The sequence below is a fragment of the Pseudomonas sp. RIT-562 genome, from assembly GCF_026241895.1.
GTDB classification, from domain to species: Bacteria; Pseudomonadota; Gammaproteobacteria; order Pseudomonadales; family Pseudomonadaceae; genus Aquipseudomonas; species Aquipseudomonas mandelii_F.
Window position 1 is genome coordinate 241,900 of record NZ_JAPJIV010000004.1, and the last position, 23,529, is coordinate 265,428.

A 23,529-nucleotide genomic window follows, 5' to 3' on the forward strand; every position below is an offset into this window, starting at 1 on the left:
GCAGTGCCAAGTCGCGCTGCCCTCAAGCTAAGGTTGAAGATGATGCGGAGCAAGGTGACAGGTGCGCAGCGTTGGGTCGTGAAGATCGGCAGCGCTTTGCTGACGGCTGACGGCAAGGGCCTGGATCGCGCGGCGATGGGGGTCTGGGTCGAGCAGATGGTGGCGTTGCATGAGGCTGGCGTCGAGCTGGTGCTGGTGTCCTCGGGGGCGGTAGCAGCGGGGATGAGTCGCTTGGGCTGGAACGTCCGACCCAGTGCCATGCACGAGCTCCAGGCGGCTGCGGCCATCGGCCAGATGGGCCTGGTGCAGGCCTGGGAGTCGAGCTTTGCCGAGCATGGCCGGCATACCGCGCAGATTCTCCTGACCCACGATGACCTGTCCGACCGCAAGCGCTACCTAAACGCCCGCAGTACCTTGCGTGCACTGGTCGAGCTGAAAGTGATCCCGGTGATCAACGAAAACGACACCGTGGTTACCGATGAAATCCGTTTCGGCGACAACGACACCCTGGCGGCGCTGGTGGCCAATCTGGTCGAGGCTGATTTGCTGGTGATCCTGACTGACCGCGACGGCATGTTCGACGCCGATCCGCGCAACAATCCCGACGCCAACCTTATCTACGAAGCGCGTGCCGATGACCCTGCGCTGGATGCGGTTGCTGGCGGCACTGGCGGTGCCCTGGGGCGTGGCGGCATGCAGACCAAATTGCGTGCTGCACGGCTGGCGGCGCGCTCCGGTGCGCACACCATCATCGTCGGCGGGCGCATTGAGCGTGTGCTGGATCGGCTGAAGGCGGGTGAGCGCATTGGCACTCTGCTGTCGCCCGAGCGCGGCATGCTGGCGGCGCGCAAGCAGTGGCTGGCCGGGCACCTGCAAACCCGTGGCACGCTGGTGCTGGATGCGGGCGCGGTGACGGCGCTGTCCCAGGGTAACAAGAGTTTGCTGCCGGTCGGGGTCAAGCTGGTTCAGGGCAGCTTTCGGCGTGGCGAGATGGTGGTGTGCGTAGCCCCGGATGGTCGAGAGATCGCCCGCGGCCTGGCCAACTACAGCGCGCTGGAGGCTCAAAAAATCATAGGTCAGTCGTCTGAGGCGATTGTCGGTCTATTGGGTTACATGGCGGAACCGGAACTGGTCCACCGCGATAACCTGATTCTGGTCTGAAGGAATATTCGAATGCGTGTGGCAAAAGGATTGTTAGGGCTGCTGCTGGCACTGCCGCTGCTGGCCTCGGCCGAGGAGATTGGCCAGGTGTCGACGGTGTTCAAGATTGTCGGTCCGAACGACCGTATCGTCGTCGAGGCGTTTGATGATCCCAAGGTCGAGGGTGTGACCTGCTACCTGTCGCGGGCCAAGACTGGCGGAGTGAAGGGTGGTTTGGGTCTGGCGGAAGATCGCGCCGAGGCGTCGATTGCCTGTCGGCAGGTCGGGCCGATCAGCTTCAAGGGTGAATTGAAGGATGGCGATGAAGTGTTCAAGGAGCGCACTTCGCTGGTGTTCAAGACCATGCAGGTGGTTCGCTTCCTCGACAAGAAGCGCAATACGCTGGTTTATCTGGTGTACAGCGATCGCTTGATTGAAGGTAGCCCGCAGAATGCGGTGACGGCGATTCCGATTTTGCCGTGGGCGCACGCTCAATAATTTGATCGAATCACAATTGTAGGAGTGAGCCTGCTCGCGATAGCCGTTTAACGGACGACATCAGTGTTGAATGTTAGATAGCTATCGCGAGCAGGCTCACTCCTACAGTTGTTTGTGGTGTTGGTTAAATCCCAGGCAATAAAAAACCGACCCTGAGGTCGGTTTTTTAACAAGCTTATCGCTTATGCGGCAACAGCAAGGTTCAGAGCCTTGACGTGACCGTTCAGGCGGCTCTTATGACGAGCAGCCTTGTTCTTGTGGATGATGCCTTTATCGGCCATACGGTCGATAACTGGCACGGCCAGAACGTAAGCAGCTTGAGCTTTTTCAGCGTCTTTTGCGTCGATGGCTTTAACTACATTCTTGATGTAGGTACGAACCATGGAACGCAGGCTGGCGTTGTGGCTGCGACGCTTCTCAGCCTGTTTTGCACGTTTTTTGGCGGAAGGTGTGTTGGCCACCGTCGAGCTCCTCGAAAGACTTTTTAGGAAATAGCAAACAAAATAGGCCGCGAATCATGCCGATGAGTTGATGTCTTGTCAAGGGCGGTTGAAACGTTCCGCTAAGTGGTAGGTATAAAGAGGCGGGATATTTATTTCCGGCGCTTGACCTGTAAACTCGCGAGCTTTGGCTCTGTGCTGCTGCGGCGCGGAGTATCGCATAAGTAGGCGCTTTGTTCGCCTGCTGTTTATCGACAGGCACAAACTCTTTCAATGAATCTGCTCAAATCGTTGGCCGCCGTCAGCTCTATCACCATGCTTTCCCGGGTTTTGGGATTTGTTCGTGACACGCTGATCGCACGTACATTCGGGGCCGGGATGGCCACTGACGCCTTCTTCATAGCGTTCAAACTGCCTAATCTGCTGCGCAGAATCTTCGCCGAGGGCGCTTTTTCCCAGGCTTTCGTGCCGATTCTCGCCGAATACAAAAGCCAGAAGGGCGAGGAGGCGACTCGCACGTTCATTGCCTACGTCTCGGGCCTGCTGACCCTGGTGCTGGCGCTGGTCACTGCCTTGGGCATGCTCGCTGCGCCCTGGGTTATCTGGGCGACTGCCCCGGGTTTCACCGACACACCGGAAAAATTCGAGCTCACTTCCAGCCTGTTGCGGGTGACGTTCCCCTATATTCTGCTGATCTCCCTGTCTTCGCTGGCCGGGGCGATCCTCAATACCTACAACCGCTTCTCGGTGCCGGCATTTGTGCCGACGTTGCTGAATGTCAGCATGATCATTTTTGCGCTGTTCCTCACGCCGTATTTCGATCCGCCGGTCATGGCGCTCGGCTGGGCTGTATTGGTCGGTGGCCTGGCGCAGCTGCTGTATCAGCTGCCGCATTTGAAAAAGATCGGCATGCTCGTGCTGCCGCGCCTGAATCTGCGCGACACCGGCGTCTGGCGGGTCATGAAGCAGATGTTGCCGGCGATTCTCGGGGTCTCGGTGAGCCAGATTTCGCTGATCATCAACACCATTTTCGCCTCGTTCCTGGTCGCGGGGTCCGTGTCCTGGATGTACTACGCCGACCGCCTGATGGAATTGCCTTCCGGGGTGTTGGGCGTGGCGTTGGGCACGATTCTGCTGCCAACCCTGGCCAAGACTTACGCCAGCAAGGACCGCCAGGAGTATTCGCGGATTCTCGACTGGGGCCTGCGCCTGTGCTTCGTACTGGTGCTGCCATGCTCCCTGGCGCTGGGTATCCTCGCCGAGCCGTTGACCGTTTCGCTGTTCCAGTACGGCCAGTTCACGGCGTTTGATGCCTCCATGACCCAGCGCGCCTTGATTGCCTACTCGGTCGGCTTGATGGGCATTATCGTGATCAAAGTGCTGGCGCCGGGCTTTTATGCGCAGCAAAACATCCGTACTCCGGTAAAGATCGCAATTTTCACCCTGATCATCACGCAATTGTTCAACCTGGTATTGATCGGGCCGCTGGCGCACGCCGGCCTGGCCCTGGCCATCAGCGCCGGTGCGTGCATCAATGCCGGCTTGCTGTTCTATCAGCTGCGCAAGCAGCAGATGTATCAACCGCAACCTGGCTGGGGCAAATTCGGCCTGAAGCTGGTGGTGGCCGTGACGGTCATGTCGGCGGTGTTGCTGGCGGGCATGCATTTCATGCCGGCTTGGGGCGAGGGGCACATGCTGGAGCGCTTCCTGCGCCTGGGAGCGCTGGTCGCCGCCGGTGTCATTGCTTATTTCGGCATGTTGCTGCTGATGGGTTTCCGTTTGCGTGACTTCAACCGCAAGGCGCTCAGCTGAGGGCGCCACGACATGGGCGAGCCGGTGTTTTGGTCGGCTCGATGACTTTGGTTACGGTGTTGCCTGTCGTCGGCCGCCGGGTGTGGTTATAATCGACCACTTTATGAGCAAGAAGCGCGTTATGCAGCTGGTTCGAGGCCTCCACAACCTGCGCCCCCAGCATCGGGGCTGTGTCGCCACTATTGGCAACTTTGACGGTGTTCACCGTGGCCACCAGGCAATCCTGGCGAGGCTGCGTGAGCGTGCGCTCGAGTTGGGCGTGCCCAGCTGCGTAGTGATTTTCGAGCCGCAGCCACGGGAGTTTTTCGCTCCGGACACGGCGCCAGCCCGTTTGGCTCGCTTGCGCGACAAACTGCAGCTGTTGGCCGACGAAGGCGTGGACCGGGTCCTGTGCCTGGCCTTCAACCAGCGCCTGAGCAAGCTCAGCGCCAGCGAGTTCGTCGATACCATTCTGGTGGACGGGCTGGGCGTGCAGCATCTGGAAGTCGGTGATGACTTCCGTTTTGGCTGTGATCGGGTAGGGGATTTCGAATTCCTGCAGAAGGCCGGGCTGGTTCACGGTTTTACCGTGGAGGCGGCGCAAACCGTGGAGCTTGAAGGCATTCGCGTCAGCAGCACCCAGGTTCGCAACGCACTGGCCGCCGCTGATTTCGCCTTGGCCGAACGGCTGCTCGGTCGGCCGTTCCGGATCGCCGGGCGAGTCCTGCATGGGCAGAAGCTGGCGCGCCAATTGGGCACGCCCACGGCCAACATTCAACTCAAGCGTCGTCGCGTGCCGTTGACCGGGGTCTACCTGGTCAATGTCGATATCGATGGCAAGACCTGGCCCGGCGTCGCCAATATCGGCGTGCGCCCCACGGTCCAGGGGGATGGCAAAGCCCATCTCGAAGTTCATCTTTTAGATTTTGCCGGCGATCTGTATGACCGGCGTTTGACGGTGGTCTTCCACCATAAGCTGCGTGAAGAGCAGCGTTTCGCCTCTCTGGAGGCGCTTAAGACGGCAATCAATGCGGATGTTGCCGCCGCCCGTGCCCTGTCGCACCTAGCGCCAATCGCTAATGAAGAGCCTTAAATGACCGACTATAAAGCCACGCTAAACCTTCCGGACACCGCCTTCCCAATGAAGGCCGGCCTGCCACAGCGCGAACCGCAGATTCTGCAGCGCTGGGACAGTATTGGCCTGTACGGTAAGTTGCGCGAGATTGGCAAGGATCGTCCGAAGTTCGTGCTTCACGACGGTCCTCCGTACGCCAACGGCACGATTCACATCGGTCATGCACTGAACAAGATTCTCAAGGACATGATCATTCGCTCGAAGACCCTGTCGGGCTTCGACGCGCCTTATGTTCCTGGTTGGGACTGCCATGGCCTGCCGATCGAGCACAAAGTCGAAGTGACCCACGGCAAGAACCTGGGCGCGGACAAGACCCGCGAACTGTGCCGTGCCTACGCCACCGAGCAGATCGAAGGGCAGAAATCCGAATTCATCCGCCTGGGCGTGTTGGGCGACTTCGCCAACCCGTACAAGACCATGGATTTCAAGAACGAAGCCGGTGAAATCCGCGCTTTGGCCGAAATCGTCAAGGGCGGTTTCGTATTCAAGGGCTTGAAGCCTGTGAACTGGTGCTTTGACTGCGGTTCGGCCCTGGCTGAAGCGGAAGTCGAGTACGAGAACAAGAAGTCCTCGACCATCGACGTGGCGTTCCCGATTGCCGATGAAGCCAAATTGGCGACTGCTTTCGGTCTGGCGTCGCTGGCCAAGCCGGCTTCGATCGTGATCTGGACCACCACCCCGTGGACCATCCCGGCCAACCAGGCGCTGAACGTTCACCCGGAATTCAACTACGCCCTGGTCGATGTCGGCGACAAACTGCTGGTACTGGCTGAAGAGCTGGTCGAGTCGTGCCTGGCCCGTTACAGCCTGGAAGGTTCGGTCATCGCGACCACCACCGGTAAAGAACTGGAACTGATCAACTTCCGTCATCCGTTCTACGATCGCCTGTCGCCGGTGTACCTGGCCGACTACGTTGAACTGGGCGCTGGCACTGGTGTGGTTCACTCCGCCCCGGCCTACGGCGTGGACGACTTCGTGACCTGCAAGAAATACGGCATGGTCAACGACGACATTCTCAACCCGGTACAGAGCAACGGCGTTTACGTCACGTCGCTGGAATTCTTCGGCGGCCAGTTCATCTGGAAGGCCAACCCGGCGATCGTCGACAAGCTGACCGAAGTCGGTGCGCTGCTGCACACCACCATCATCGAACACAGCTACATGCACTGCTGGCGGCACAAGACCCCGCTGATCTACCGCGCCACCGCGCAGTGGTTCATCGGCATGGACAAAGAGCCTGTCAGCGGCGACACCCTGCGCAAGCGCGCGCTCAAGGCCATCGAAGAGACTCAGTTCGTTCCGGCCTGGGGCCAGGCGCGCCTGCACTCGATGATCGCCAACCGTCCGGACTGGTGCATCTCCCGTCAGCGTAACTGGGGCGTGCCGATCCCGTTCTTCCTGAACAAGGAAAGCGGCGAGCTGCACCCACGTACCGCCGAACTGATGGAAGAAGTGGCCAAGCGCGTCGAAGTAGAAGGCATCGAAGCCTGGTTCAAGATGGACGCTGCCGAGTTGCTCGGCGACGAAGCGCCGCAGTACGACAAGATCAGCGACACCCTGGACGTCTGGTTCGATTCGGGCACCACGCACTGGCACGTCCTGCGCGGTTCGCACCCGATGGGCCACGACAGCGGCCCACGCGCTGACCTGTACCTGGAAGGCTCGGACCAACACCGTGGCTGGTTCCACTCGTCGCTGCTGACCGGTTGCGCCATCGACAACCACGCGCCGTACCGTGAGCTGCTGACCCACGGCTTCACCGTCGACGAGTCCGGCCGCAAGATGTCCAAGTCCCTGGGCAACGTGATCGCGCCGCAAAAGGTCAACGACACCCTGGGCGCCGACATCATGCGCCTGTGGGTGGCTTCTACCGATTACTCGGGTGAAATGGCGGTTTCCGAGCAGATCCTGCAACGCAGTGCGGACGCCTACCGGCGTATCCGAAACACCGCGCGCTTCCTGCTCTCCAACCTGACCGGCTTCAACCCGGCCACCGACATCCTGCCGGCCGAAGAAATGCTCGCGCTGGACCGTTGGGCCGTGGACCGCACGCTGCTGCTGCAACGCGAGCTGCAAGAGCACTACGGCGAATACCGCTTCTGGAACGTCTACTCGAAGATCCATAACTTCTGCGTGCAGGAGCTGGGCGGTTTCTACCTCGACATCATCAAGGACCGTCAGTACACCACTGGCGCCAACAGCAAGGCGCGTCGTTCGGCGCAAACCGCGCTGTATCACATCTCCGAAGCGCTGGTGCGCTGGATCGCACCGATCCTCGCGTTCACCGCCGACGAACTGTGGGAATACCTGCCGGGCGAGCGTAACGAGTCGGTGATGCTCAACACCTGGTACGAAGGCCTGACCGAGCTGCCGGAAAACGTCGAACTGGGCCGCGCCTACTGGGAGCGGATCATGGCGGTGAAGGTCGCGGTCAACAAGGAAATGGAAATCCAGCGTGCGGCCAAGGCCGTCGGTGGCAACCTGCAGGCCGAAGTGACGCTGTTCGCCGAAGAGGCGCTGAGCGCTGACCTGGCCAAGCTGAGCAACGAACTGCGCTTCGTGCTGATCACCTCGACCGCCAGCGTGGCACCTTTTGTTCAGGCTCCTGCGGACGCGGTCGTCACCGAAGTCAGCGGCCTGAAACTGAAAATCGTCAAATCGGCCTTCGCCAAGTGCGCCCGTTGCTGGCACTGCCGCGAAGACGTTGGAGTGAACCCGGAGCATCCGGAAATCTGCGGTCGTTGCGTTGACAACATCAGCGGCGCTGGCGAGGTTCGTCACTATGCCTAATGGCGTTGGCCGTTTCGGACGGCTGAGCTGGCTGTGGTTGAGCTTGCTGGTCCTGGTCATTGACCAGGCCAGCAAGTTCTACTTCGAAGGTTCCCTGAGCATGTACCAGCAGATCGTGGTTATTCCGGACTACTTCAGCTGGACCTTGGCCTACAACACCGGCGCCGCGTTCAGCTTCCTGGCCGACAGCTCCGGCTGGCAGCGTTGGCTGTTTGCCCTGATCGCTATCGTGGTCAGTGCCGTGCTGGTGGTCTGGCTCAAGCGTCTGGGACGCAACGAGACCTGGCTGGCCGTCGCCCTGGCACTGGTGCTGGGTGGCGCGGTGGGTAATCTGTATGACCGCATTGCCTATGGCCATGTGATCGATTTCATCCTGGTGCACTGGCAAAACCGCTGGTACTTCCCGGCGTTCAACTTCGCCGACAGTGCCATCACTGTGGGCGCTGTGATGCTGGCGCTGGATATGTTCAAAAGCAAAAAGACCGGAGAAGCCGTTCATGACTGAGCACGTATTGGCTGAGCAACGCATCCGCCAGAACACCGAAGTCACTTTGCACTTCGCCCTGCGCCTGGAGAACGGCGACACCGTCGACAGCACCTTCGACAAAGCTCCGGCGACCTTCAAGGTCGGCGATGGCAATTTGTTGCCGGGTTTTGAAGCGGCACTGTTCGGCTTCAAGGCTGGCGACAAGCGCACCCTGACGATTGCACCGGAAAACGCGTTTGGCCAGCCCAACCCGCAGAACGTGCAGGTCATCCCGCGTTCGCAGTTCCAGGACATGGACCTGTCCCCGGGATTGCTGGTGATCTTCAACGATGCGGCCAATACCGAATTGCCGGGCGTGGTAAAAGAGTTCGATGACGAGCAAGTGACCATCGATTTCAATCACCCGCTGTCGGGCAAGACCTTGACCTTTGATGTCGAGATCATCAACGTCGTATCGCTGTAACGGGACTTTTCCTGCCTGTGGGAGCAAAGCTTGCTCGCGATTGGGGGGGCTTATTCAACATTGATGTTGGATGTCATGACGCTATCGCGAGCAAGCTTTGCTCCCACAGGTTTGGAGCTTTGCTCCCACAGGTTTGGCTATTCCCAGAATTTTTGTTATTCATTGTTTTTCGCGCGCAAGACACGAGGCACAGCATGCAAATCAAACTCGCCAACCCCCGTGGCTTTTGCGCCGGTGTGGACCGGGCGATCGAAATCGTCAATCGCGCCCTGGAAGTGTTCGGGCCGCCGATCTACGTGCGCCACGAAGTTGTCCACAATAAATTCGTGGTTGAAGACCTGCGAGCCCGCGGAGCGATCTTCGTCGAAGAACTCGACCAGGTGCCCGACGACGTCATCGTGATCTTCAGTGCCCACGGCGTATCCCAGGCCGTGCGTACCGAAGCTGCTGGCCGTGGCCTGAAAGTATTCGACGCCACTTGCCCGCTGGTGACCAAGGTGCACATCGAAGTCGCGCGCTACAGCCGCGACGGCCGTGAGTGCATTCTCATTGGCCACGCCGGTCACCCGGAAGTCGAAGGCACCATGGGCCAATATGACGGCAGCAACGGTGGCGCGATCTACCTGGTGGAAGACGAAGAAGACGTCGCCAAACTGCAGGTGCGCAATCCCGATAAGCTGGCGTTCGTTACCCAGACTACTTTGTCGATGGATGATACCAGTCGAGTCATTGATGCCCTGCGTGCGCGTTTCCCGGCGATCGGTGGTCCGCGCAAGGACGACATCTGCTACGCAACGCAAAACCGCCAGGATGCGGTCAAGCAACTGGCCGATGAGTGCGACGTGGTGTTGGTGGTGGGCAGCCCGAACAGCTCCAACTCCAATCGCCTGCGAGAACTGGCTGAGCGCATGGCGACACCGGCCTATTTGATCGATGGCGCCGAGGACCTGCAAAAAAGCTGGTTCGACGGAGTCCAGCGGATCGGTATCACTGCGGGCGCTTCCGCCCCTGAAGTGCTGGTGCGTGGTGTGATCCAGCAGTTGCAGGCCTGGGGCGCTACCGGTGCCGACGAATTGGCCGGTCGTGAGGAGAACGTCACGTTCTCCATGCCCAAGGAATTACGCGTCCGCTCCCTCCTCTGAGTCGTTCCCCCGACGCAGAGCGCGTACTGCGTCTTGTCACTGCGCAGGCTGACTCGACCGTTTGACGCCAGTACCACCTGGTACTGGCTCACCGGCTCGCGTGCCGCACACACGTGCAACGTCCCCCCTTGAAAGCCACCATGCGCCGGTTGACCAAGGTGGTTGAACCGTATCGAGCTTTTGACATGCGTGTTGCCGACGATCGTGGTCCCGACGCTGCTCTGGCGTTCGACCAGCAGCGGATTGCTGCTGTCTTCATCGCCCTGGCCGCTGGCATCGACGATGATTCGCCAGCCCTGGCTCCAGTCGCCATTGACGCCGTGGATCATGGTCGTCTGACCGCGCGTGATGGCCTCGTTTCTCGCGGTGCGCACACCAACCGCCAGCGACTTCGCCGCTGCTTCGCGGTAGGTGGCTTCGGTAAGCGCGGCGAATACCGGGCTGACCAACGACAGAACAATCCCGGCAATCGCCAGTCCCATAAGCAACTCGACCAGGCTGAAGCCTCGCTGATGCATGTCATTCCTTCCCTGGAGTGTGAGCATTTGCGCATTCCCTGCGCGAGTGAAGGCAAAACAACCGAACATCTGCCGGCCGAATGTTCTAGCTTGTAACAGCAGGTATAGCCGACGGCAACGGAGGGCACTGATGGATCGTGGTACAAAAGGTTTCACGCTGATCGAGTTGCTGGTAGCACTGGCGATTTTCTTGATCCTGATTACCCTGGCCGTTCCGGCATTCACCAGTTCGGTGCAAAGTACCCGGGCGGACACCGAGATCGGCGACTTGCGCCGTGCCCTGAGTTTCGCTCGACTGGAAGCCATCGACCGCAGTATTACCACGCAGGTTATGCCCAAGGAGGTCGGTGCGGCTTGGAGCGATTTACTGACCGTCACTGACATCACCAGCAAACCGCCGGTTGTGTTGCGGATTGTTCCCGCCATGAGCAGCGGGGCAAATCTGACGCTACCCTCAGGAGTGACCGCCATCAGTTTTAATAACCTTGGCGGACTTGCCACACCTGCCACTGCAGTGGCGATCAGCTATGTGCTGGGGGCACAGAGCCGAACGCTGAATGTGTGTTTGAACGGACGTATTCAATTGGGTGGAAACTGCGGATGAGGCAAAGGAGCAAGCGTGCCCAGGAGGGCATGACGCTGATCGAGGTGCTGGTTGCATTGTTGATTCTGACTGTGGGCCTGTTGGGAGCTGCGGCGATTCAGCTCAATGCCCTGAAGTACACCGACAGCTCGCGGATGACCAGCCAGGCGAGCTTCATCGCCTACGACATGATGGACCGCATTCGCGCCAACTCCGGCGCCGACTACACGATCACGCCCCCGACTTCGGGCAACCTCAACGTGGCCCGCGATCAGGACCTCTTCGACTTCACCAGCAACATCGTCAGCTCTCTGGGCGCCACTGCCACTGGCACCATTGCCTTGAACCAGCGGGTGTACACCATCACGATCACCTGGGATGACTCGCGCGCCGCCAACACCAACATGCGCCGCAGCTTTGTATTGACCAGTCGCGCCACCGTCGACCCGGTATCGGCGCCATGAGTCGACACCAAAGAGGCTTTGGCCTGATCGAGCTGCTGATCGCCCTTGCGTTGAGCCTGGTAGTCGTCCTCGGCGTGGCGCAGATTTTCATCGCGGCGAAAAATACTTATGTCAGCCAGAACAGCGCGTCGAACATGCAGGAGGACGCACGTTTTGTGCTGGGCAAAATGATTCAGGAAATTCGCATGGTTGGCATGTTCGGCTGCCTGGGCACCATCGACGCCGGTTCTGCGCCCGACTTCAGTGCCAGCCAGATCACCCCCATCAGCTGGGACAACGCCAACCTCAAGCTCACGCTGGTGACGGCAGATGTCGGCGCAAATGGCGGAACACCAACCTGGACAGTGATTTCCGATTGCCGAACCAGCGCGACGGCTTACAACCAGGTGAAAGCCCCTGTGCCCGGCCAGCTTGCATTTCCGATCCGGCGACTGATCTACAGCCTGAAAAACGGCCAGCTGACGATGGGCGTCCATGGCGGTACGCCGATCCAGTCCGCGCTGGTGGACAACGTCAGTGCCTTCAACGTCAGTTTCGGTCTCGCCAGCTCTGCTACCGAGGTTGCCGCTTCCAGCTACAGCAGCAACCCGTCGGACCCTGCGCGAATTCGCAGCGTGCGGCTGACGTTGACCCTCACAGACCCGAACAAGCGCGTGCGTGATCAAACCTTCAACGTGGTTGCCGCATTGCGCAATCGCCTGCAATGAGAGGAGGGCCGATGAGTATTCCCGTTACCGTGCGGCGTTCCCAGCGCGGCATGGCGCTGTTGATCAGCCTGGTGTTCCTGCTGTTGCTGACGCTGATCGGTCTGTCCTCGATGCAGAGCGCGACGCTGCAGGAAAAAATGGCCACCAGCGTCTCTTTACGCAATCAGTCGTTCCAGAATGCCGAAGCGGCATTGCGCATGGGCGAAAACGCGGTGCAACTGTCCACCTATACCTTGCCGGTGTGCAGTGGCACCACCCAATGTGCACCGCCCGCAGAATCCGCCTCCATTACCGGCGCCGGGTTCAACTCGACCTCGGGAGTCACCTGGGTCGCTGCCGGCAGTGGCTTCTACGGAGTGCAGAACATCGGTACCTCATTGAATGCGGTGAATGTGCCGAGCAATACCTCGGCAACGCTGTACCGCGTCACGGCTGTAGCCGTGGCCGGTAACAACGTGCGCAGCGTGGTGGAGAGCATTTATGCCAAGTACTGAGCGCCGCGGCTGTTGGCGGCAAATGCTCTGCGGCATGTTGCTGAGTCTGTACCTGGCAGCGCCGGCCTATGCCTTCACGCCCTCTGACTCACCCCTGCTGAGCGCGGCGGCAGTGGCGCCGAACGTGATGTTGCTGATCGATAACTCGGGGAGCATGAACAACATCATCTATGCCGCCGGCTTTGATCCCAACATCAACCGCACACCGGCCCGTGAGTGCAACGCATTCCTGGGGCTGTGTTTCAGCTCGACGGCGATCACCGGAGATTCGATATTTCTCTCGAGCCTCGCCACGTCGGGCTGCTCGAACGGCTACAACTCGTTTTACAACAACAGCGCTACGCCTCTGTGCATCAAACTGCCAGACCCGGCAGGTAACGGTGATACCCGCTACTCGGCGAATTACATCGCCTACGTCGTTGGCCTGGCGAACGGTCAGAGGAGCGATTTTTCCACGTCCAGCTCGCCCATCCCCATCGAATCGCGGATCAGCGTGGCGCGCAGCGTATCGACCTCGCTGGTCACCGCCAACCGCACGCTACGCATCGGCCTCGCGACGTTCAACGCAGTGACCAGCAACAATCGGGGTAACGGCGGCTACATTGCCATCCCTATCGACGATCTGACCACGGGCGCCAAGTTCGACGCGCTGACCGATTCAATCGACGCCTTGAGAGCTGTCGCCAACACGCCCTTGGCCGAAACCTACTACGAAGTCACCCGTTACATGCGCGGCCTGGCTTCGTATTACAACACCTCCAGAACCTACACCAGCCCGATCCAGTACCGCTGCCAGAAAAACTACGGCGTGGTAATCACCGATGGTTTGCCGACGTATGACCGAACCTTTCCCTCCGACGACCCACAGGCCACTGCCCAGGGCGGCCCAAGGCTGCCCAACTGGGACGGTATCAATAACGATGGCGACAACCCCCTCGGGGGGGATGACGAGGGGGATTCGCTATTCCTCGATGACATCGCCAAGTTTGCCTTTGATATCGACATGCGTTCGACCGGGGTCGATCTGGCGAAGAAAGCCTGGGATTCGCCCGACTTTCCCAAGCAGAACATGAACACCTATACCGTGGGCTTCACCACGGCCAACCAAATGCTGGAAGACGCGGCAAAGTACGGCCAAGGCAAGTATTACCTCGCCACCGACAGCACCGGCCTGACCACCGCGCTGTCGTCGGCCTTGAGCGAAATCACCTCCAAGGCCGGTTCCGGCGGCAGCGGGACCACCAGCAGCGCAGTCGTCGGGATCGGCTCTTCGTACTACCAGACCAGCTACGACCCCAAGGATTGGCGCGGCACCATCAAATCCTTCGGCTTCACCGCCACGGGCGCGGTCAATACCGCTTCGCTGCTGTGGAGCACGGACAAGACCATCGTTCCCGGCGCGACCGCACCGACTTACCAGTCCTGGAATACCCTGGACAACACGGCAGTGACCCTGGCATTCAATAACTTTTCGCCGGCGCAGCAGGCGACCCTGAACCAGGGGTTGCCCTCTACTATCAAGGGCACAGACCTGGTGGAGTGGAGCAAGGGCACCAACAAGACCGGGTTGAAGGTACGCAGCGCTTTGCTCGGCGATATCATCAACTCGCCGCTGGTGCTCGCCTCGCCCACGGAGAAAACGGCTTCCGACCTGGCCGGCGATAACAGCTACAGCACCTATCTGGCCAACAAGGCTGCCAATATGACTGCCAGCCTGGTGGTCAACGGGAACGACGGCTTTGTCAGCGTGATCAACGCCAGCCCCACGAGTAACGCCAGCAATGGCACCCGGCGTTACGCCTACATGCCTTCCAGCGTCTTGCCGTCGCTGCGCTATATCGCCGATCCCACCTACATCAACGGCACCAGCCACAAATTTCTGGTAGACGGCCAAGTCGGCGTGTTTGACGCCAAGATCGGCGCTGGCTGGAAAACCATGGCCGTCGGCGGGACCGGGGCGGGGGGCAAGACGTTTTACGGGCTGCAATTGTTTGACGCTACGGCAGGCAATGTGACCAAGGCGTCCTGGGAAATCAGTGCGCCGGCCACGCCGACTCCTGCGAATGCTTTTAATGACCTGGGATTTGCCTACGCCCGACCTGAAGTGGCGCGCCTCGACGATGGTCGCTGGGCGGCGTTTATTTCCAATGGGTACGGGAGCAACTCGGGGGTGGCGGCGTTGTACGTCATCGACCTCAGCAACGGCGCGCTGATCAGGAAAATCGTCGCCGACAGCGCCGGAAACGACAACGGGCTGTCTTCGGTGAAGCTCAAGGTCAACTCGCAGAATGTGGTACAGGCTGCCTACGGCGGTGACCTGAAGGGACGGCTGTGGAAGTTTGACCTGAGCAGTACCAGCAGCGATGCGTGGGGCGTGGCGTTTGGCGGCAAACCTTTGTTTACTGCTACCACCGCCGGCGGCACCTTGCAGCCCATCACTGCCCAGCCATTGCTGGCCGACAATAGCCTGGGCGGCAAAATGGTGTTTGTCGGCACGGGCAAGTTCAACGAAACCGCGGACAAGACCAATAAGGATCTGCAGGCCTTCTACGCGGTGTGGGACGCGGACGGTGGTTCAGGGCAAATCACTCCGGCCAATCTGCAGCTGCAATCGGTGCAGAGCGTGTTCTCGGGCACCGGCGGACAATTCATCACCACCAGCCAGAACGAAGTCACCTATCCGGCGGAGAAGGGCTGGTACCTGCCACTGGTCTACAACAGCGCCCTGACCGGCGAGCGGGTGATCAACCAGGCGGCTCTGGTGCTGGGGCGAATCGTCTTTACCACGGCCAGCGTCGACACCACGGACCCCTGCGCCAGTTTTGGTACCGGCAAACTGGTCGAACTGGATGCGTTCAGCGGTAAGATGCTCAATTATGCTGTGCTCGACACCAACGGTGACGGGCTGGTCGACGGCACCGACGCGATATCCAGCGGAGTGGTGTTCACTGGCGGGATGCCGGTGCTCAACGCCATCGTCAACGGCGGCGCCCGCAAGATCGTGAACGACTCCAGCGGAACGCCAACCTCGTTGGTTGAAAAGGCCGGCGGTGGCAGCCGACGCATCATGTGGCGACAAATTCAGTAAGCGAGAGTGCAGGCATGCGTAGATCGAACCGAGGTTTCACCCTGATCGAGATCATGATCGTGATTGCGATCATCGGGATCGTCATCACCATTGGTTACCCGAGCCTGACCGAATACGTGAAGAAGGGCCGCCGGGCTGAAGTGGCAGGTTTGCTTTCCGAGCAGGCGCAGATACTCGAGCGGTTCTATTCCAACTCGAAAACCAGCGTGTACACCGGCGCGACTGGCCTGAGCGCCGGTAACGACTATTACACCATCGAGTCGACCCTGACTGATCAGACCTACAAGGTGACGGCCACGCGTAAAGTCGGTTCGGCGATGGCCACTGACAAGTGCGGCAACTTCACGATTACCAACACCGGAGCCAGAGGCATGGAAAATGCCGCAGCCGGGCTGACCACCAAGGATTGCTGGGGGCGCTGAGTTATTTTTCGGGCGCGTTTTGTGCCCCTGTCTATTTAATGGTTGGATCAGAACATGAGCAGGCAACAGCAAGTGGTGATCGTCGGCGGTGGAGTGATTGGCTTGCTGACGGCCTTCAATCTCGCCTCTGAAGTGCAAAGTGTCGTACTGCTGGATCGATCGTACGTCGGCCAGGAATCGTCCTGGGCTGGCGGCGGTATTGTTTCGCCACTGTACCCGTGGCGCTACAGCCCGGCGGTCACGGCCCTGGCGCACTGGTCACAGGATTTTTATCCGCAACTTGGCGAGCGCCTGTTCGCTGCCACCGGGGTGGACCCCGAAGTGCATACCACCGGCCTGTATTGGCTGGACCTGGATGATGAGGCGCAAGCGCTGGCCTGGGCGCTACGGGAAAACCGCCCGCTACGGGCCGTGGATCTCTCGGCGGCGCACGATGCAGTGCCTGTGCTGGGGCCGGGGTTTTCCCGGGCGATCTACATGGCCGATGTGGCCAACGTGCGCAATCCGCGGCTGGTGAAGTCCCTGAAGGCTGCGTTGCTGGCGCTGCCGAATGTGACAATTCATGAGCAGTGCGAGGTGCGCGAGTTCATTCGTGAAGGCGAGCAGGTGGTTGGAGTTGGCACTTCGGCAGGCGCCATCATGGGCGACCAGGTCGTGCTGACCGCAGGCGCCTGGAGTGGCGATCTACTCAAGACCCTGGGGCTTGAACTGCCGGTGGAGCCGGTGAAAGGCCAGATGATTCTCTACAAGTGCGCGGTGGATTTTCTGCCGAGCATGGTGCTGGCCAAGGGTCGATATGCGATTCCCCGACGCGATGGGCACATTCTGATCGGCAGTACCCTGGAGCACGAGGGGTACGACAAGACTCCCACCGAATCGGCGCTGGAGAGCCTGAAGGCTTCCGCCGTGGAGCTGATACCGGCGCTGGCCGAGGCGCAAGTGGTCGGGCATTGGGCCGGTTTGCGGCCAGGTTCGCCGGAGGGCATTCCGTATATTGGCCGTGTTCCCGGGGTTGAGGGGCTGTGGCTCAACTGCGGGCACTACCGCAACGGCCTGGTGCTGGCGCCGGCGTCGTGCCAGTTGTTCGCGGATGTGATGCTGGGGCGCGAGCCGATCATTGATCCTGCGCCATATGCGCCAGCTGGACGAATGTGAATCTAATCCAGCCCTAATTTCTTCAGCCTGTAGCGCATTGATCGAAACGACAGATTCAGCCGCTGAGCCGCCGCCGTGCGGTTCCAGCGAGTCTCTTCCAGGGCCTGGAGGATGAGTTTTCGCTCCACGTTCTCCAGGTAATCTTCCAGATTGTCGATCTGCGTCAGGTCCGGCACATCTCCATCAGCCGTGCAGTTGCCCTCAAGCAGTCGCAGGTCGCTGGTTTCAATCTGCTGGTTCTCACATAAGGTATGAGCGCGTTCGAGGACATTCTCCAGCTCCCTGACGTTGCCCGGAAAACGGTAGTTCTTCAGAGCGTCCAGGGCGTGCGGGTGGAGTTTTGCTGCAGGCTGGCCGCTGTTGCTGGCCAGGCGCTTGAGCATGTGGCTCGCCAGGGATTCGATGTCGTCACGGCGTTCGCGCAGCGGCGGCACGCGCAATTCGATTACGTTGAGGCGGTAGTACAGATCCTGGCGAAAGCGTTCAGCGGCGACTTCGGCGTCGAGGTCCTTGTGCGTGGCGCAGAGAATGCGCACATCCACCACGGTTTCCTGTTGCCCGCCGACACTGCGCACGGCTTTTTCCTGAATCGCCCGCAGCAGCTTGACCTGCATGGCCAGTGGCAAGTCAGCCACTTCATCGAGAAACAGCGTGCCACCATTGGCGGCCTGGAACAGTCCAGGCTTGTCGTCGATGGCGCCGCTGAAGCTGCCTTTGCGATGACCGAAAAACTCGCTCTCCATCAACTCTGACGGAATGGCCCCGCAGTTCACCGGAATGAATGGCTGGTGGGTGCGCGGCCCTTGTTCGTGGATCAGCCGGGCGACCAGTTCCTTGCCACTGCCGGACTCGCCGCTGATGTACACCGGGGCCTGGCTGCGAGCCAGTTTGTCGATGTGCTTGCGCAGGTTGCGCATGGGCAGGGACTCGCCGAGCAACCGGCGGTCGATCGAAGTCGTGGCGCCGGGGGCAGGTGACAGGCGCAGTGCGCTGGCGACCAGTTCTCGCAGGCGGGTCAGGTCCACCGGTTTGGTCAGGAAGTCGAATGCGCCGGCCTTGAGGGCGTTGATGGCCGTATCAAGGTTGCCGTATGCCGTAATCATGGCCACCGGCAGCTGTGGATAACGTTGCTGGATGTATTGCACGAGTTCCAGGCCGGTACCGTCCGGCAGACGCATATCGGTCAGGCACAGGTCGAAGGTCTCCCGCGCGAGCAAGGCCTGGGCCTCACCAAGGTCGCGGGCACTGAAGGTGTCGAGCTTCATCCTGCCCAGGGTGATTTCCAGGAGTTCGCGGATATCCGGTTCATCGTCGACGATCAGAATTTTTTGCAGTGGGCTCATGTTCAACTTTGTTTCCGTCCGTGAGCAAAGGTGATGCGAAAGCAGCCGCCGCCTTGGCGTGGTTTGAAGTCTAGGCGCGCCTGGTTGCTTTCGCACAGCTCACGGGACAGATAAAGCCCCAGGCCAGTGCCTTGAGTGCTTGTGGTGAAGAAGGGTTCGAACAGATGAGCCTGGGCTTGCACCGGTACGCCGGGGCCGTTGTCGCGGACCTCCAGGGTCGGCAGCTGGCTGTGCGGGTCGAGGAATAATTCCAGCCAGACCTGCGCCTGGGCATGCAGCTGGGCGCTGTGGCGCCAGGCGTTACGCAACAGATTGTCGAGAATCTGGGTCAGCTGATTGGGGTCCATCAAAGTCTTGAAGTCTCCCGGTCCGATGTTCAAATGCAGCTGTTGACTTGCCGTCGCGGCCTCGCGGGTTTCGGCGACGAACTGTTCAAGCCACGGCTTCAGGTCGAGCCGCTGGGGCACGGTTTGCTGACGGCGGGACAATTGCAGGACGTTTTCAATGACCCGGTTCATCCGCTGGGAGTGGTCTTGAATGATCTGCGTCAGACGTCGGTCGGCGCCGTTCAGTTCCTCGGATTCCTGTAATAGCTGCGCGGCATGACTGATGGCGCCCAATGGATTGCGAATTTCATGGGAGATACTGGCCGTGAGTCGCCCCAGAGCCACAAGTTTGAGTTGCTGGGCCTGTTGGGCGATTTGCGCCAGATCTTCGAGGAAGATCAGAGTCTGCTGCTGCGGACTGCGCTCCAGGGCAATGAAGCTGGGTTGCAACTCCAGCCCATTGCTGTCGATTTTCAGGCTCTGGGGGCGCAATGTCGGATTGTTGAGCCATAGCTGCAGGCGTTCGACCAGCAACGGAAAGTCACGGTCGAGCGAGCGACCTTCCAGCGAGTCATGGCCCAGGAGGTTCAGCGCGCTGTGGTTGGCCAGTTGAATGTGCCGAGTATCGTCGATCACCAGGATGCCAGTGCGCATGCGTTGCAGGATCAGCGAGTTGAGGGCTTCGAGGCCCATCACTTCGCTGGCGCGTTGCTCGGCCAGGGTTTCACTGACTTCCAGGCGACGGATCAGTCCTTGTACCAGCAACGCCGCGGCAAAACACAGCGCCCCCAGAGTGCCAACCTGCAGGTATTCGTTGGGGCTGATGGCGTGGCTGAAGCTGAGGAGAAAGCCCGAACCGACAATGCCGAGTGCACCGATGGCGGCGATCAGCAGGCCAATGCGCCGGCGCAACAGGGTATTGCTAATGGCCACCGAGACGATCAGCAGGTTGCCGATCGCACTGGCAACGCCACCGCCCGCGTAGAACAGCCCACACAACAGCAACACGTCGACCAGCGCCAGGGTGAACAACTGGGTAGGGCGCCGAGTGTTCTCCAGGAACACCACCAGCAGGATGTTGAGTATCAGGTACAACCAGCTGCCACTGCGCAGCAGCTCGCCATTGGCCAGCGACAGCAGCTCGCTGTCCATGTTGCTGGAAATCAGCAGCACCAGGGTGATGCCGACGCTCAAGCGGTAAAAATGATAGAGACGCAGCAGGCGCTGGGCTTGTTTGTGGCCGGGACGGGTCGTCTCAGCGGTCACTGGAGCCCGGGCCTTGCTCGAGGTGAGCCTGGCTGCAATACCATTGCTGCTGAAGGCTCAAGGCTCGATCACGGGGCAGGTGCACGCCGCAATGAGCGCAGCGAACCATCGGGGCCGCTTCCCGCTCGGCAGACGAGCGGGGCGCAGCCGCCTGGCCCTTGAACTTGCGCCACAACCATACTGCGGCGGCAATCAGGGCGATCCAGAACAATAAACGAAGCATGGTGAGCTGCTTTATGGCGAGTGATGGAGCAGTTTAGCCAAGGTCGAGGCAGGCGCACAGCGGATTAGCGCAACGGCAAAAACCGGACAATAAAAAGGGAGGCTCGTGAGCCTCCCTTTTGCACCGCATGAAGATCAGTCGAACACGCCGAAGGTCATGTAGCTGAACCACGAACGGTCGTCGTTGTTGCCTTCCGACTCTTGTTCCTCTTCCTCGATCACGTCGCCATTTTCATCTCTAGGCTTCAGATCGTTCGGAATTGCGTCCTTGGCATCCTGGAACTGCTTCTGCACGTCCTGGTTGGCACGGGTTTCACCCGGTGGCAGCGGCGGACGGGATTCGATCAGGCCCAGGGTGGCCTTGCTCAGCCACGAACGGTTGTCGGCTTCAGCCACCGAAGGCTTGAACTGACCGTCTTCCAGGCTTGGGTGGTTCGGGTAGTTGAGCTTCAGGGTTTCCAGGCTGGTGTTGGCCAGCTCGTCCAGGTGCAGGCGCTGGTAGGCTTCGACCATCACCGCCAGGCCGTCACCGACCGAAGGGGTTTCCTGGAAGTTTTCCACCACGTAGCGACCACGGTTGGCAGCGGCTACGTAGGCCTGACGGGTCAGGTAGTAGTCGGCAACGTGAATTTCGTAGGCGGCCAGCAGGTTGCGCAGGTAGATCATGCGCTGCTTGGCATCAGGTGAATAACGGCTGTTCGGGAAACGGCTGGTCAGCTGGGCGAACTCGTTGTAGGAGTCGCGGGCAGCACCCGGGTCACGCTTGGTCATGTCCAGCGGCAGGAACCGCGACAGCAGACCGACGTCCTGGTCGAAAGAGGTCAGGCCCTTGAGGTAATAGGCGTAGTCGACGTTCGGATGCTGCGGGTGCAGGCGAATGAAACGCTCGGCGGCGGATTTCGCAGCCTCAGGCTCGGTGTTCTTGTAGTTGGCGTAGATGAGCTCGAGTTGAGCCTGATCGGCGTAGCGACCGAACGGATACCGCGACTCCAGCGCCTTCAGCTTGGCTGTGGCGGCGGTGTAGCTGTTGTTATCCAGATCGTGCTGAGCCTGCTGGTACAGCTCGGCCTCGCTCAGGTTTTCGTCTACGACTTCCTTCGATGAGCAAGCAGCGGTCAATGCGAGGATGGCGATCAGCAGCAGGTGTTTCACTTGCATGGCGGCTTGCGTCCCTATGACGGCCGCTGTCTTGGGCGGGGCCGTCCTGTTATGATGAGCGCCCCGTTGCGTAGCCTCGGGGCAAAAGACGCCGTATTTAACCACAAGCGCGCAGCCGAAACCAAAAGCTGTGCCGACGCCTAGTCTGAGCATGTCCGATAAAATTGAACTCCGCGCAGAGGTGCCGTCCGAATTGGGCGGCCAACGCCTCGATCAAGTCGCCGCACAATTATTCGCTGAGCACTCGCGCTCGCGCCTTTCCGCCTGGATCAAAGACGGCCGCCTGACTGTGGATGGGGCGGTTATCCGCCCGCGAGACATCGTTCACGGTGGTGCCATTCTTGAACTGACTGCCGAGCAGGAAGCTCAGGGCGAATGGATCGCTCAGGACATCGAGCTGGACATCGTCTACGAAGATGACGACATCCTGGTGATCAACAAGCCTGCGGGCCTGGTGGTACATCCGGCTGCCGGTCACGCCGACGGCACCTTGCTCAACGCCTTGCTGCACCACGTACCGGACATCATCAATGTGCCGCGCGCCGGTATCGTGCATCGCCTGGACAAGGACACCACCGGTCTGATGGTGGTGGCCAAGACCATTCAGGCGCAGACCCAGCTGGTCACCCAGCTGCAAAGCCGCAGCGTCAGCCGGATCTACGAATGCATCGTGATTGGTGTGGTCACCGCCGGCGGCAAGATCAACGCGCCGATCGGTCGTCACGGCCAGCAACGCCAGCGCATGGCCGTGATGGAAGGTGGCAAGCAGGCCGTCAGCCATTACCGCGTGCTCGAGCGCTTCCGCTCCCACACGCATGTGCGGGTGAAGCTGGAAACCGGGCGTACCCACCAGATTCGTGTGCACATGGCCCACATCAACTACCCGTTGGTCGGAGATCCTGCCTACGGCGGACGCTTCCGTATTCCACCGGCAGCCAGTGTGACCATGGTCGAGTCGTTGAAGGCGTTCCCGCGCCAGGCACTGCACGCGCGGTTCCTGGAGCTGGATCATCCGACGACCGGTAAGCGCATGAGCTGGGAGTCGCCGTTGCCGGACGATTTTGTCTGGTTGCTGACCCTGCTCAAGCAAGACCGTGAGGCGTTCATCGGATGAGTGACTGGCTGATTCCCGACTGGCCTGCGCCTGCCGGGGTGAAAGCCTGTGTCACTACCCGTGCGGGCGGCGTCAGTCTGGCGCCGTTCGACAGCCTCAACCTTGGCGATCATGTCGACGACAGCCCCCAGGCCGTTGCCGAGAATCGCCGACGTCTCACCGAATATTTCGCCATTCAGCCGGCCTGGTTGCAGCAAGTGCATGGCATCGCCGTGTCTCACGCCGACCCTGGCGTGGTCGCCACGGCCGATGCCAGCTGGACGGCAACACCCGGTATCGCCTGTGCGGCGATGACCGCGGACTGCCTGCCAGTGCTGTTCTGTGACCGTTCCGGCACCCGTGTCGCAGCCGCCCACGCCGGTTGGCGCGGGTTGGCGGCGGGTGTGCTGGAAGCCACGCTCGATGCTTTGGCCGTTGCGCCGGAAGAAATGCTGGTCTGGCTCGGTCCTGCTATTGGCCCCCAAGCCTTTGAAGTGGGGCCGGAGGTGCGCGAAATCTTCGTCGAGCAATCGCCTGACGCAGCCAGCGCCTTCACGCCCAGCATCAATGCTGGCAAATTCATGGCTGACATCTATCAGCTGGCGCGTTTGCGCCTGGCGGTGTGCGGCGTCACCGCCGTGTATGGTGGCGGTTTTTGTACCGTGACCGACCCGCGGTTCTTTTCCTACCGGCGCAACCCGCGCACCGGAAGATTTGCCTCCCTTATCTGGCTCGAACGCTAGACTTCTCTGACCTGCGTCAACCTCGCGGCGCTTGAAACTCCCAGAATCGACCACATCTAAT

General features: G+C 60.3%; 22 protein-coding genes and 1 pseudogene. 17 read left to right on the forward strand and 6 right to left on the reverse strand.

From position 1 onward, the window contains the following. Nucleotides 1-42 precede the first annotated feature (42 nt). A complete protein-coding gene (proB, locus tag ORL50_RS08100) occupies nucleotides 43-1,161 on the forward strand; it encodes a glutamate 5-kinase (RefSeq protein WP_266012560.1) in 1,119 nt (372 codons plus the stop codon). 12 nt (nucleotides 1,162-1,173) lie between these two features. Next, nucleotides 1,174-1,638: a CreA family protein gene (locus ORL50_RS08105; RefSeq protein ID WP_266012044.1), complete on the forward strand. Its 465-nt coding sequence runs from the start codon at nucleotides 1,174-1,176 to the stop codon at nucleotides 1,636-1,638. 182 nt (nucleotides 1,639-1,820) lie between these two features. Here the strand turns inward: ORL50_RS08105 and rpsT are convergent, their stop codons facing one another. Then, the gene (gene rpsT / locus ORL50_RS08110) at nucleotides 1,821-2,099 is read right to left on the reverse strand and encodes a 30S ribosomal protein S20 (RefSeq protein ID WP_008154937.1); all 279 of its coding nucleotides are present in this window, start codon (nucleotides 2,097-2,099) and stop codon (nucleotides 1,821-1,823) included. Nucleotides 2,100-2,351: 252 nt separating this feature from the next. On the opposite strand from rpsT, the gene murJ reads away from it, so the two are divergent. The 6 genes from murJ (at nucleotide 2,352) to ispH (ending at nucleotide 9,886) form a co-directional block, all read left to right on the forward strand. Beyond that, complete coding sequence (murJ, locus tag ORL50_RS08115; protein ID WP_266012050.1) at nucleotides 2,352-3,890, forward strand: murein biosynthesis integral membrane protein MurJ; 1,539 nt, start codon at nucleotides 2,352-2,354, stop codon at nucleotides 3,888-3,890. Between the two features lie 121 nt (nucleotides 3,891-4,011). Further along, a complete protein-coding gene (ribF, locus tag ORL50_RS08120) occupies nucleotides 4,012-4,962 on the forward strand; it encodes a bifunctional riboflavin kinase/FAD synthetase (RefSeq protein ID WP_266012052.1) in 951 nt (316 codons plus the stop codon). Beyond that, entirely contained in the window at nucleotides 4,963-7,794 is a 2,832-nt protein-coding gene (gene ileS / locus ORL50_RS08125; RefSeq protein WP_266012054.1) for an isoleucine--tRNA ligase, read from the forward strand. Beyond that, nucleotides 7,787-8,299, forward strand: coding sequence for a signal peptidase II (gene lspA, locus ORL50_RS08130; protein WP_266012056.1), 513 nt, complete (start codon nucleotides 7,787-7,789; stop codon nucleotides 8,297-8,299). Before ileS ends, lspA begins: the two co-directional genes overlap by 8 nt. Then, nucleotides 8,292-8,744 (forward strand): FKBP-type peptidyl-prolyl cis-trans isomerase, encoded by a 453-nt coding sequence (gene fkpB, locus ORL50_RS08135; protein ID WP_416236012.1) that lies wholly within the window; start codon nucleotides 8,292-8,294, stop codon nucleotides 8,742-8,744. The genes lspA and fkpB overlap by 8 nt, the downstream gene beginning before the upstream one ends. A gap of 194 nt (nucleotides 8,745-8,938) precedes the next feature. Beyond that, the gene (gene ispH, locus ORL50_RS08140) at nucleotides 8,939-9,886 is read left to right on the forward strand and encodes a 4-hydroxy-3-methylbut-2-enyl diphosphate reductase (protein ID WP_266012058.1); all 948 of its coding nucleotides are present in this window, start codon (nucleotides 8,939-8,941) and stop codon (nucleotides 9,884-9,886) included. Between the two features lie 5 nt (nucleotides 9,887-9,891). Here the strand turns inward: ispH and ORL50_RS08145 are convergent. Continuing rightward, nucleotides 9,892-10,404, reverse strand: a pseudogene (locus ORL50_RS08145) (GspH/FimT family pseudopilin); the annotation flags it as partial. Nucleotides 10,405-10,534: 130 nt separating this feature from the next. Between ORL50_RS08145 and ORL50_RS08150 the strand changes: the two are divergent. Genes ORL50_RS08150 through thiO form a run of 7 tightly spaced genes read left to right on the forward strand, consistent with a single transcriptional unit; the run spans nucleotide 10,535 to nucleotide 17,317 of the window. After that, the gene (locus tag ORL50_RS08150) at nucleotides 10,535-11,008 is read left to right on the forward strand and encodes a GspH/FimT family pseudopilin (RefSeq protein WP_266012060.1); all 474 of its coding nucleotides are present in this window, start codon (nucleotides 10,535-10,537) and stop codon (nucleotides 11,006-11,008) included. Beyond that, nucleotides 11,005-11,451 (forward strand): type IV pilus modification protein PilV, encoded by a 447-nt coding sequence (gene pilV / locus ORL50_RS08155; RefSeq protein WP_266012061.1) that lies wholly within the window; start codon nucleotides 11,005-11,007, stop codon nucleotides 11,449-11,451. Before ORL50_RS08150 ends, pilV begins: the two co-directional genes overlap by 4 nt. Next, complete coding sequence (locus tag ORL50_RS08160) at nucleotides 11,448-12,158, forward strand: PilW family protein (protein ID WP_266012063.1); 711 nt, start codon at nucleotides 11,448-11,450, stop codon at nucleotides 12,156-12,158. The genes pilV and ORL50_RS08160 overlap by 4 nt, the downstream gene beginning before the upstream one ends. Before the next feature lie 11 nt (nucleotides 12,159-12,169). Further along, complete coding sequence (locus ORL50_RS08165) at nucleotides 12,170-12,652, forward strand: pilus assembly PilX family protein (protein WP_266012065.1); 483 nt, start codon at nucleotides 12,170-12,172, stop codon at nucleotides 12,650-12,652. After that, nucleotides 12,639-15,740, forward strand: a complete 3,102-nt coding sequence (locus ORL50_RS08170; RefSeq protein WP_266012067.1) for a pilus assembly protein — start codon at nucleotides 12,639-12,641, stop codon at nucleotides 15,738-15,740. The genes ORL50_RS08165 and ORL50_RS08170 overlap by 14 nt, the downstream gene beginning before the upstream one ends. Nucleotides 15,741-15,754: 14 nt before the next feature. Beyond that, a complete protein-coding gene (locus ORL50_RS08175; protein ID WP_266012069.1) occupies nucleotides 15,755-16,162 on the forward strand; it encodes a type IV pilin protein in 408 nt (135 codons plus the stop codon). Nucleotides 16,163-16,216: 54 nt separating this feature from the next. Beyond that, a complete protein-coding gene (gene thiO, locus ORL50_RS08180; RefSeq protein WP_266012071.1) occupies nucleotides 16,217-17,317 on the forward strand; it encodes a glycine oxidase ThiO in 1,101 nt (366 codons plus the stop codon). Between the two features lie 2 nt (nucleotides 17,318-17,319). Here the strand turns inward: thiO and ORL50_RS08185 are convergent, their stop codons facing one another. The 4 genes from ORL50_RS08185 to ORL50_RS08200 form a co-directional block, all read right to left on the reverse strand. After that, nucleotides 17,320-18,660, reverse strand: coding sequence for a sigma-54-dependent transcriptional regulator (locus tag ORL50_RS08185; protein WP_266012073.1), 1,341 nt, complete (start codon nucleotides 18,658-18,660; stop codon nucleotides 17,320-17,322). Between the two features lie 2 nt (nucleotides 18,661-18,662). Further along, entirely contained in the window at nucleotides 18,663-20,252 is a 1,590-nt protein-coding gene (locus ORL50_RS08190) for an ATP-binding protein (RefSeq protein ID WP_266012075.1), read from the reverse strand. Next, the gene (locus ORL50_RS08195) at nucleotides 20,242-20,475 is read right to left on the reverse strand and encodes a PP0621 family protein (RefSeq protein WP_266012077.1); all 234 of its coding nucleotides are present in this window, start codon (nucleotides 20,473-20,475) and stop codon (nucleotides 20,242-20,244) included. The genes ORL50_RS08190 and ORL50_RS08195 overlap by 11 nt, the downstream gene beginning before the upstream one ends. Before the next feature lie 134 nt (nucleotides 20,476-20,609). Beyond that, entirely contained in the window at nucleotides 20,610-21,632 is a 1,023-nt protein-coding gene (locus ORL50_RS08200; protein ID WP_266012079.1) for an outer membrane protein assembly factor BamD, read from the reverse strand. A gap of 151 nt (nucleotides 21,633-21,783) precedes the next feature. Between ORL50_RS08200 and rluD the strand changes: the two genes are divergently transcribed. Both rluD and pgeF read left to right on the forward strand, forming a co-directional pair. Next, on the forward strand, nucleotides 21,784-22,746 hold the full coding sequence (gene rluD / locus ORL50_RS08205; RefSeq protein WP_007942311.1) for a 23S rRNA pseudouridine(1911/1915/1917) synthase RluD: 963 nt from the start codon (nucleotides 21,784-21,786) through the stop codon (nucleotides 22,744-22,746). After that, nucleotides 22,743-23,468, forward strand: a complete 726-nt coding sequence (gene pgeF / locus ORL50_RS08210) for a peptidoglycan editing factor PgeF (RefSeq protein WP_266012084.1) — start codon at nucleotides 22,743-22,745, stop codon at nucleotides 23,466-23,468. Before rluD ends, pgeF begins: the two co-directional genes overlap by 4 nt. The last annotated feature ends 61 nt before the right edge of the window (nucleotides 23,469-23,529 follow it).

Coding starts and splice junctions, on each gene's coding strand:
- pilV (WP_266012061.1), top strand. CDS start 11,005: ATGAGGCAAAGGAGCAAGCGTGCCCAGGAGGGCATGACGCTGATCGAG.
- ORL50_RS08175 (WP_266012069.1), top strand. CDS start 15,755: ATGCGTAGATCGAACCGAGGTTTCACCCTGATCGAGATCATGATCGTG.
- ORL50_RS08165 (WP_266012065.1), top strand. CDS start 12,170: ATGAGTATTCCCGTTACCGTGCGGCGTTCCCAGCGCGGCATGGCGCTG.
- ribF (WP_266012052.1), top strand. CDS start 4,012: ATGCAGCTGGTTCGAGGCCTCCACAACCTGCGCCCCCAGCATCGGGGC.
- fkpB (WP_416236012.1), top strand. CDS start 8,292: ATGACTGAGCACGTATTGGCTGAGCAACGCATCCGCCAGAACACCGAA.
- ORL50_RS08170 (WP_266012067.1), top strand. CDS start 12,639: ATGCCAAGTACTGAGCGCCGCGGCTGTTGGCGGCAAATGCTCTGCGGC.
- ORL50_RS08160 (WP_266012063.1), top strand. CDS start 11,448: ATGAGTCGACACCAAAGAGGCTTTGGCCTGATCGAGCTGCTGATCGCC.
- rluD (WP_007942311.1), top strand. CDS start 21,784: ATGTCCGATAAAATTGAACTCCGCGCAGAGGTGCCGTCCGAATTGGGC.
- pgeF (WP_266012084.1), top strand. CDS start 22,743: ATGAGTGACTGGCTGATTCCCGACTGGCCTGCGCCTGCCGGGGTGAAA.
- ORL50_RS08200 (WP_266012079.1), bottom strand. CDS start 21,632: ATGCAAGTGAAACACCTGCTGCTGATCGCCATCCTCGCATTGACCGCT.
- ORL50_RS08195 (WP_266012077.1), bottom strand. CDS start 20,475: ATGCTTCGTTTATTGTTCTGGATCGCCCTGATTGCCGCCGCAGTATGG.
- ORL50_RS08185 (WP_266012073.1), bottom strand. CDS start 18,660: ATGAGCCCACTGCAAAAAATTCTGATCGTCGACGATGAACCGGATATC.
- murJ (WP_266012050.1), top strand. CDS start 2,352: ATGAATCTGCTCAAATCGTTGGCCGCCGTCAGCTCTATCACCATGCTT.
- thiO (WP_266012071.1), top strand. CDS start 16,217: ATGAGCAGGCAACAGCAAGTGGTGATCGTCGGCGGTGGAGTGATTGGC.
- ispH (WP_266012058.1), top strand. CDS start 8,939: ATGCAAATCAAACTCGCCAACCCCCGTGGCTTTTGCGCCGGTGTGGAC.
- ileS (WP_266012054.1), top strand. CDS start 4,963: ATGACCGACTATAAAGCCACGCTAAACCTTCCGGACACCGCCTTCCCA.
- proB (WP_266012560.1), top strand. CDS start 43: ATGCGGAGCAAGGTGACAGGTGCGCAGCGTTGGGTCGTGAAGATCGGC.
- lspA (WP_266012056.1), top strand. CDS start 7,787: ATGCCTAATGGCGTTGGCCGTTTCGGACGGCTGAGCTGGCTGTGGTTG.
- ORL50_RS08105 (WP_266012044.1), top strand. CDS start 1,174: ATGCGTGTGGCAAAAGGATTGTTAGGGCTGCTGCTGGCACTGCCGCTG.
- ORL50_RS08150 (WP_266012060.1), top strand. CDS start 10,535: ATGGATCGTGGTACAAAAGGTTTCACGCTGATCGAGTTGCTGGTAGCA.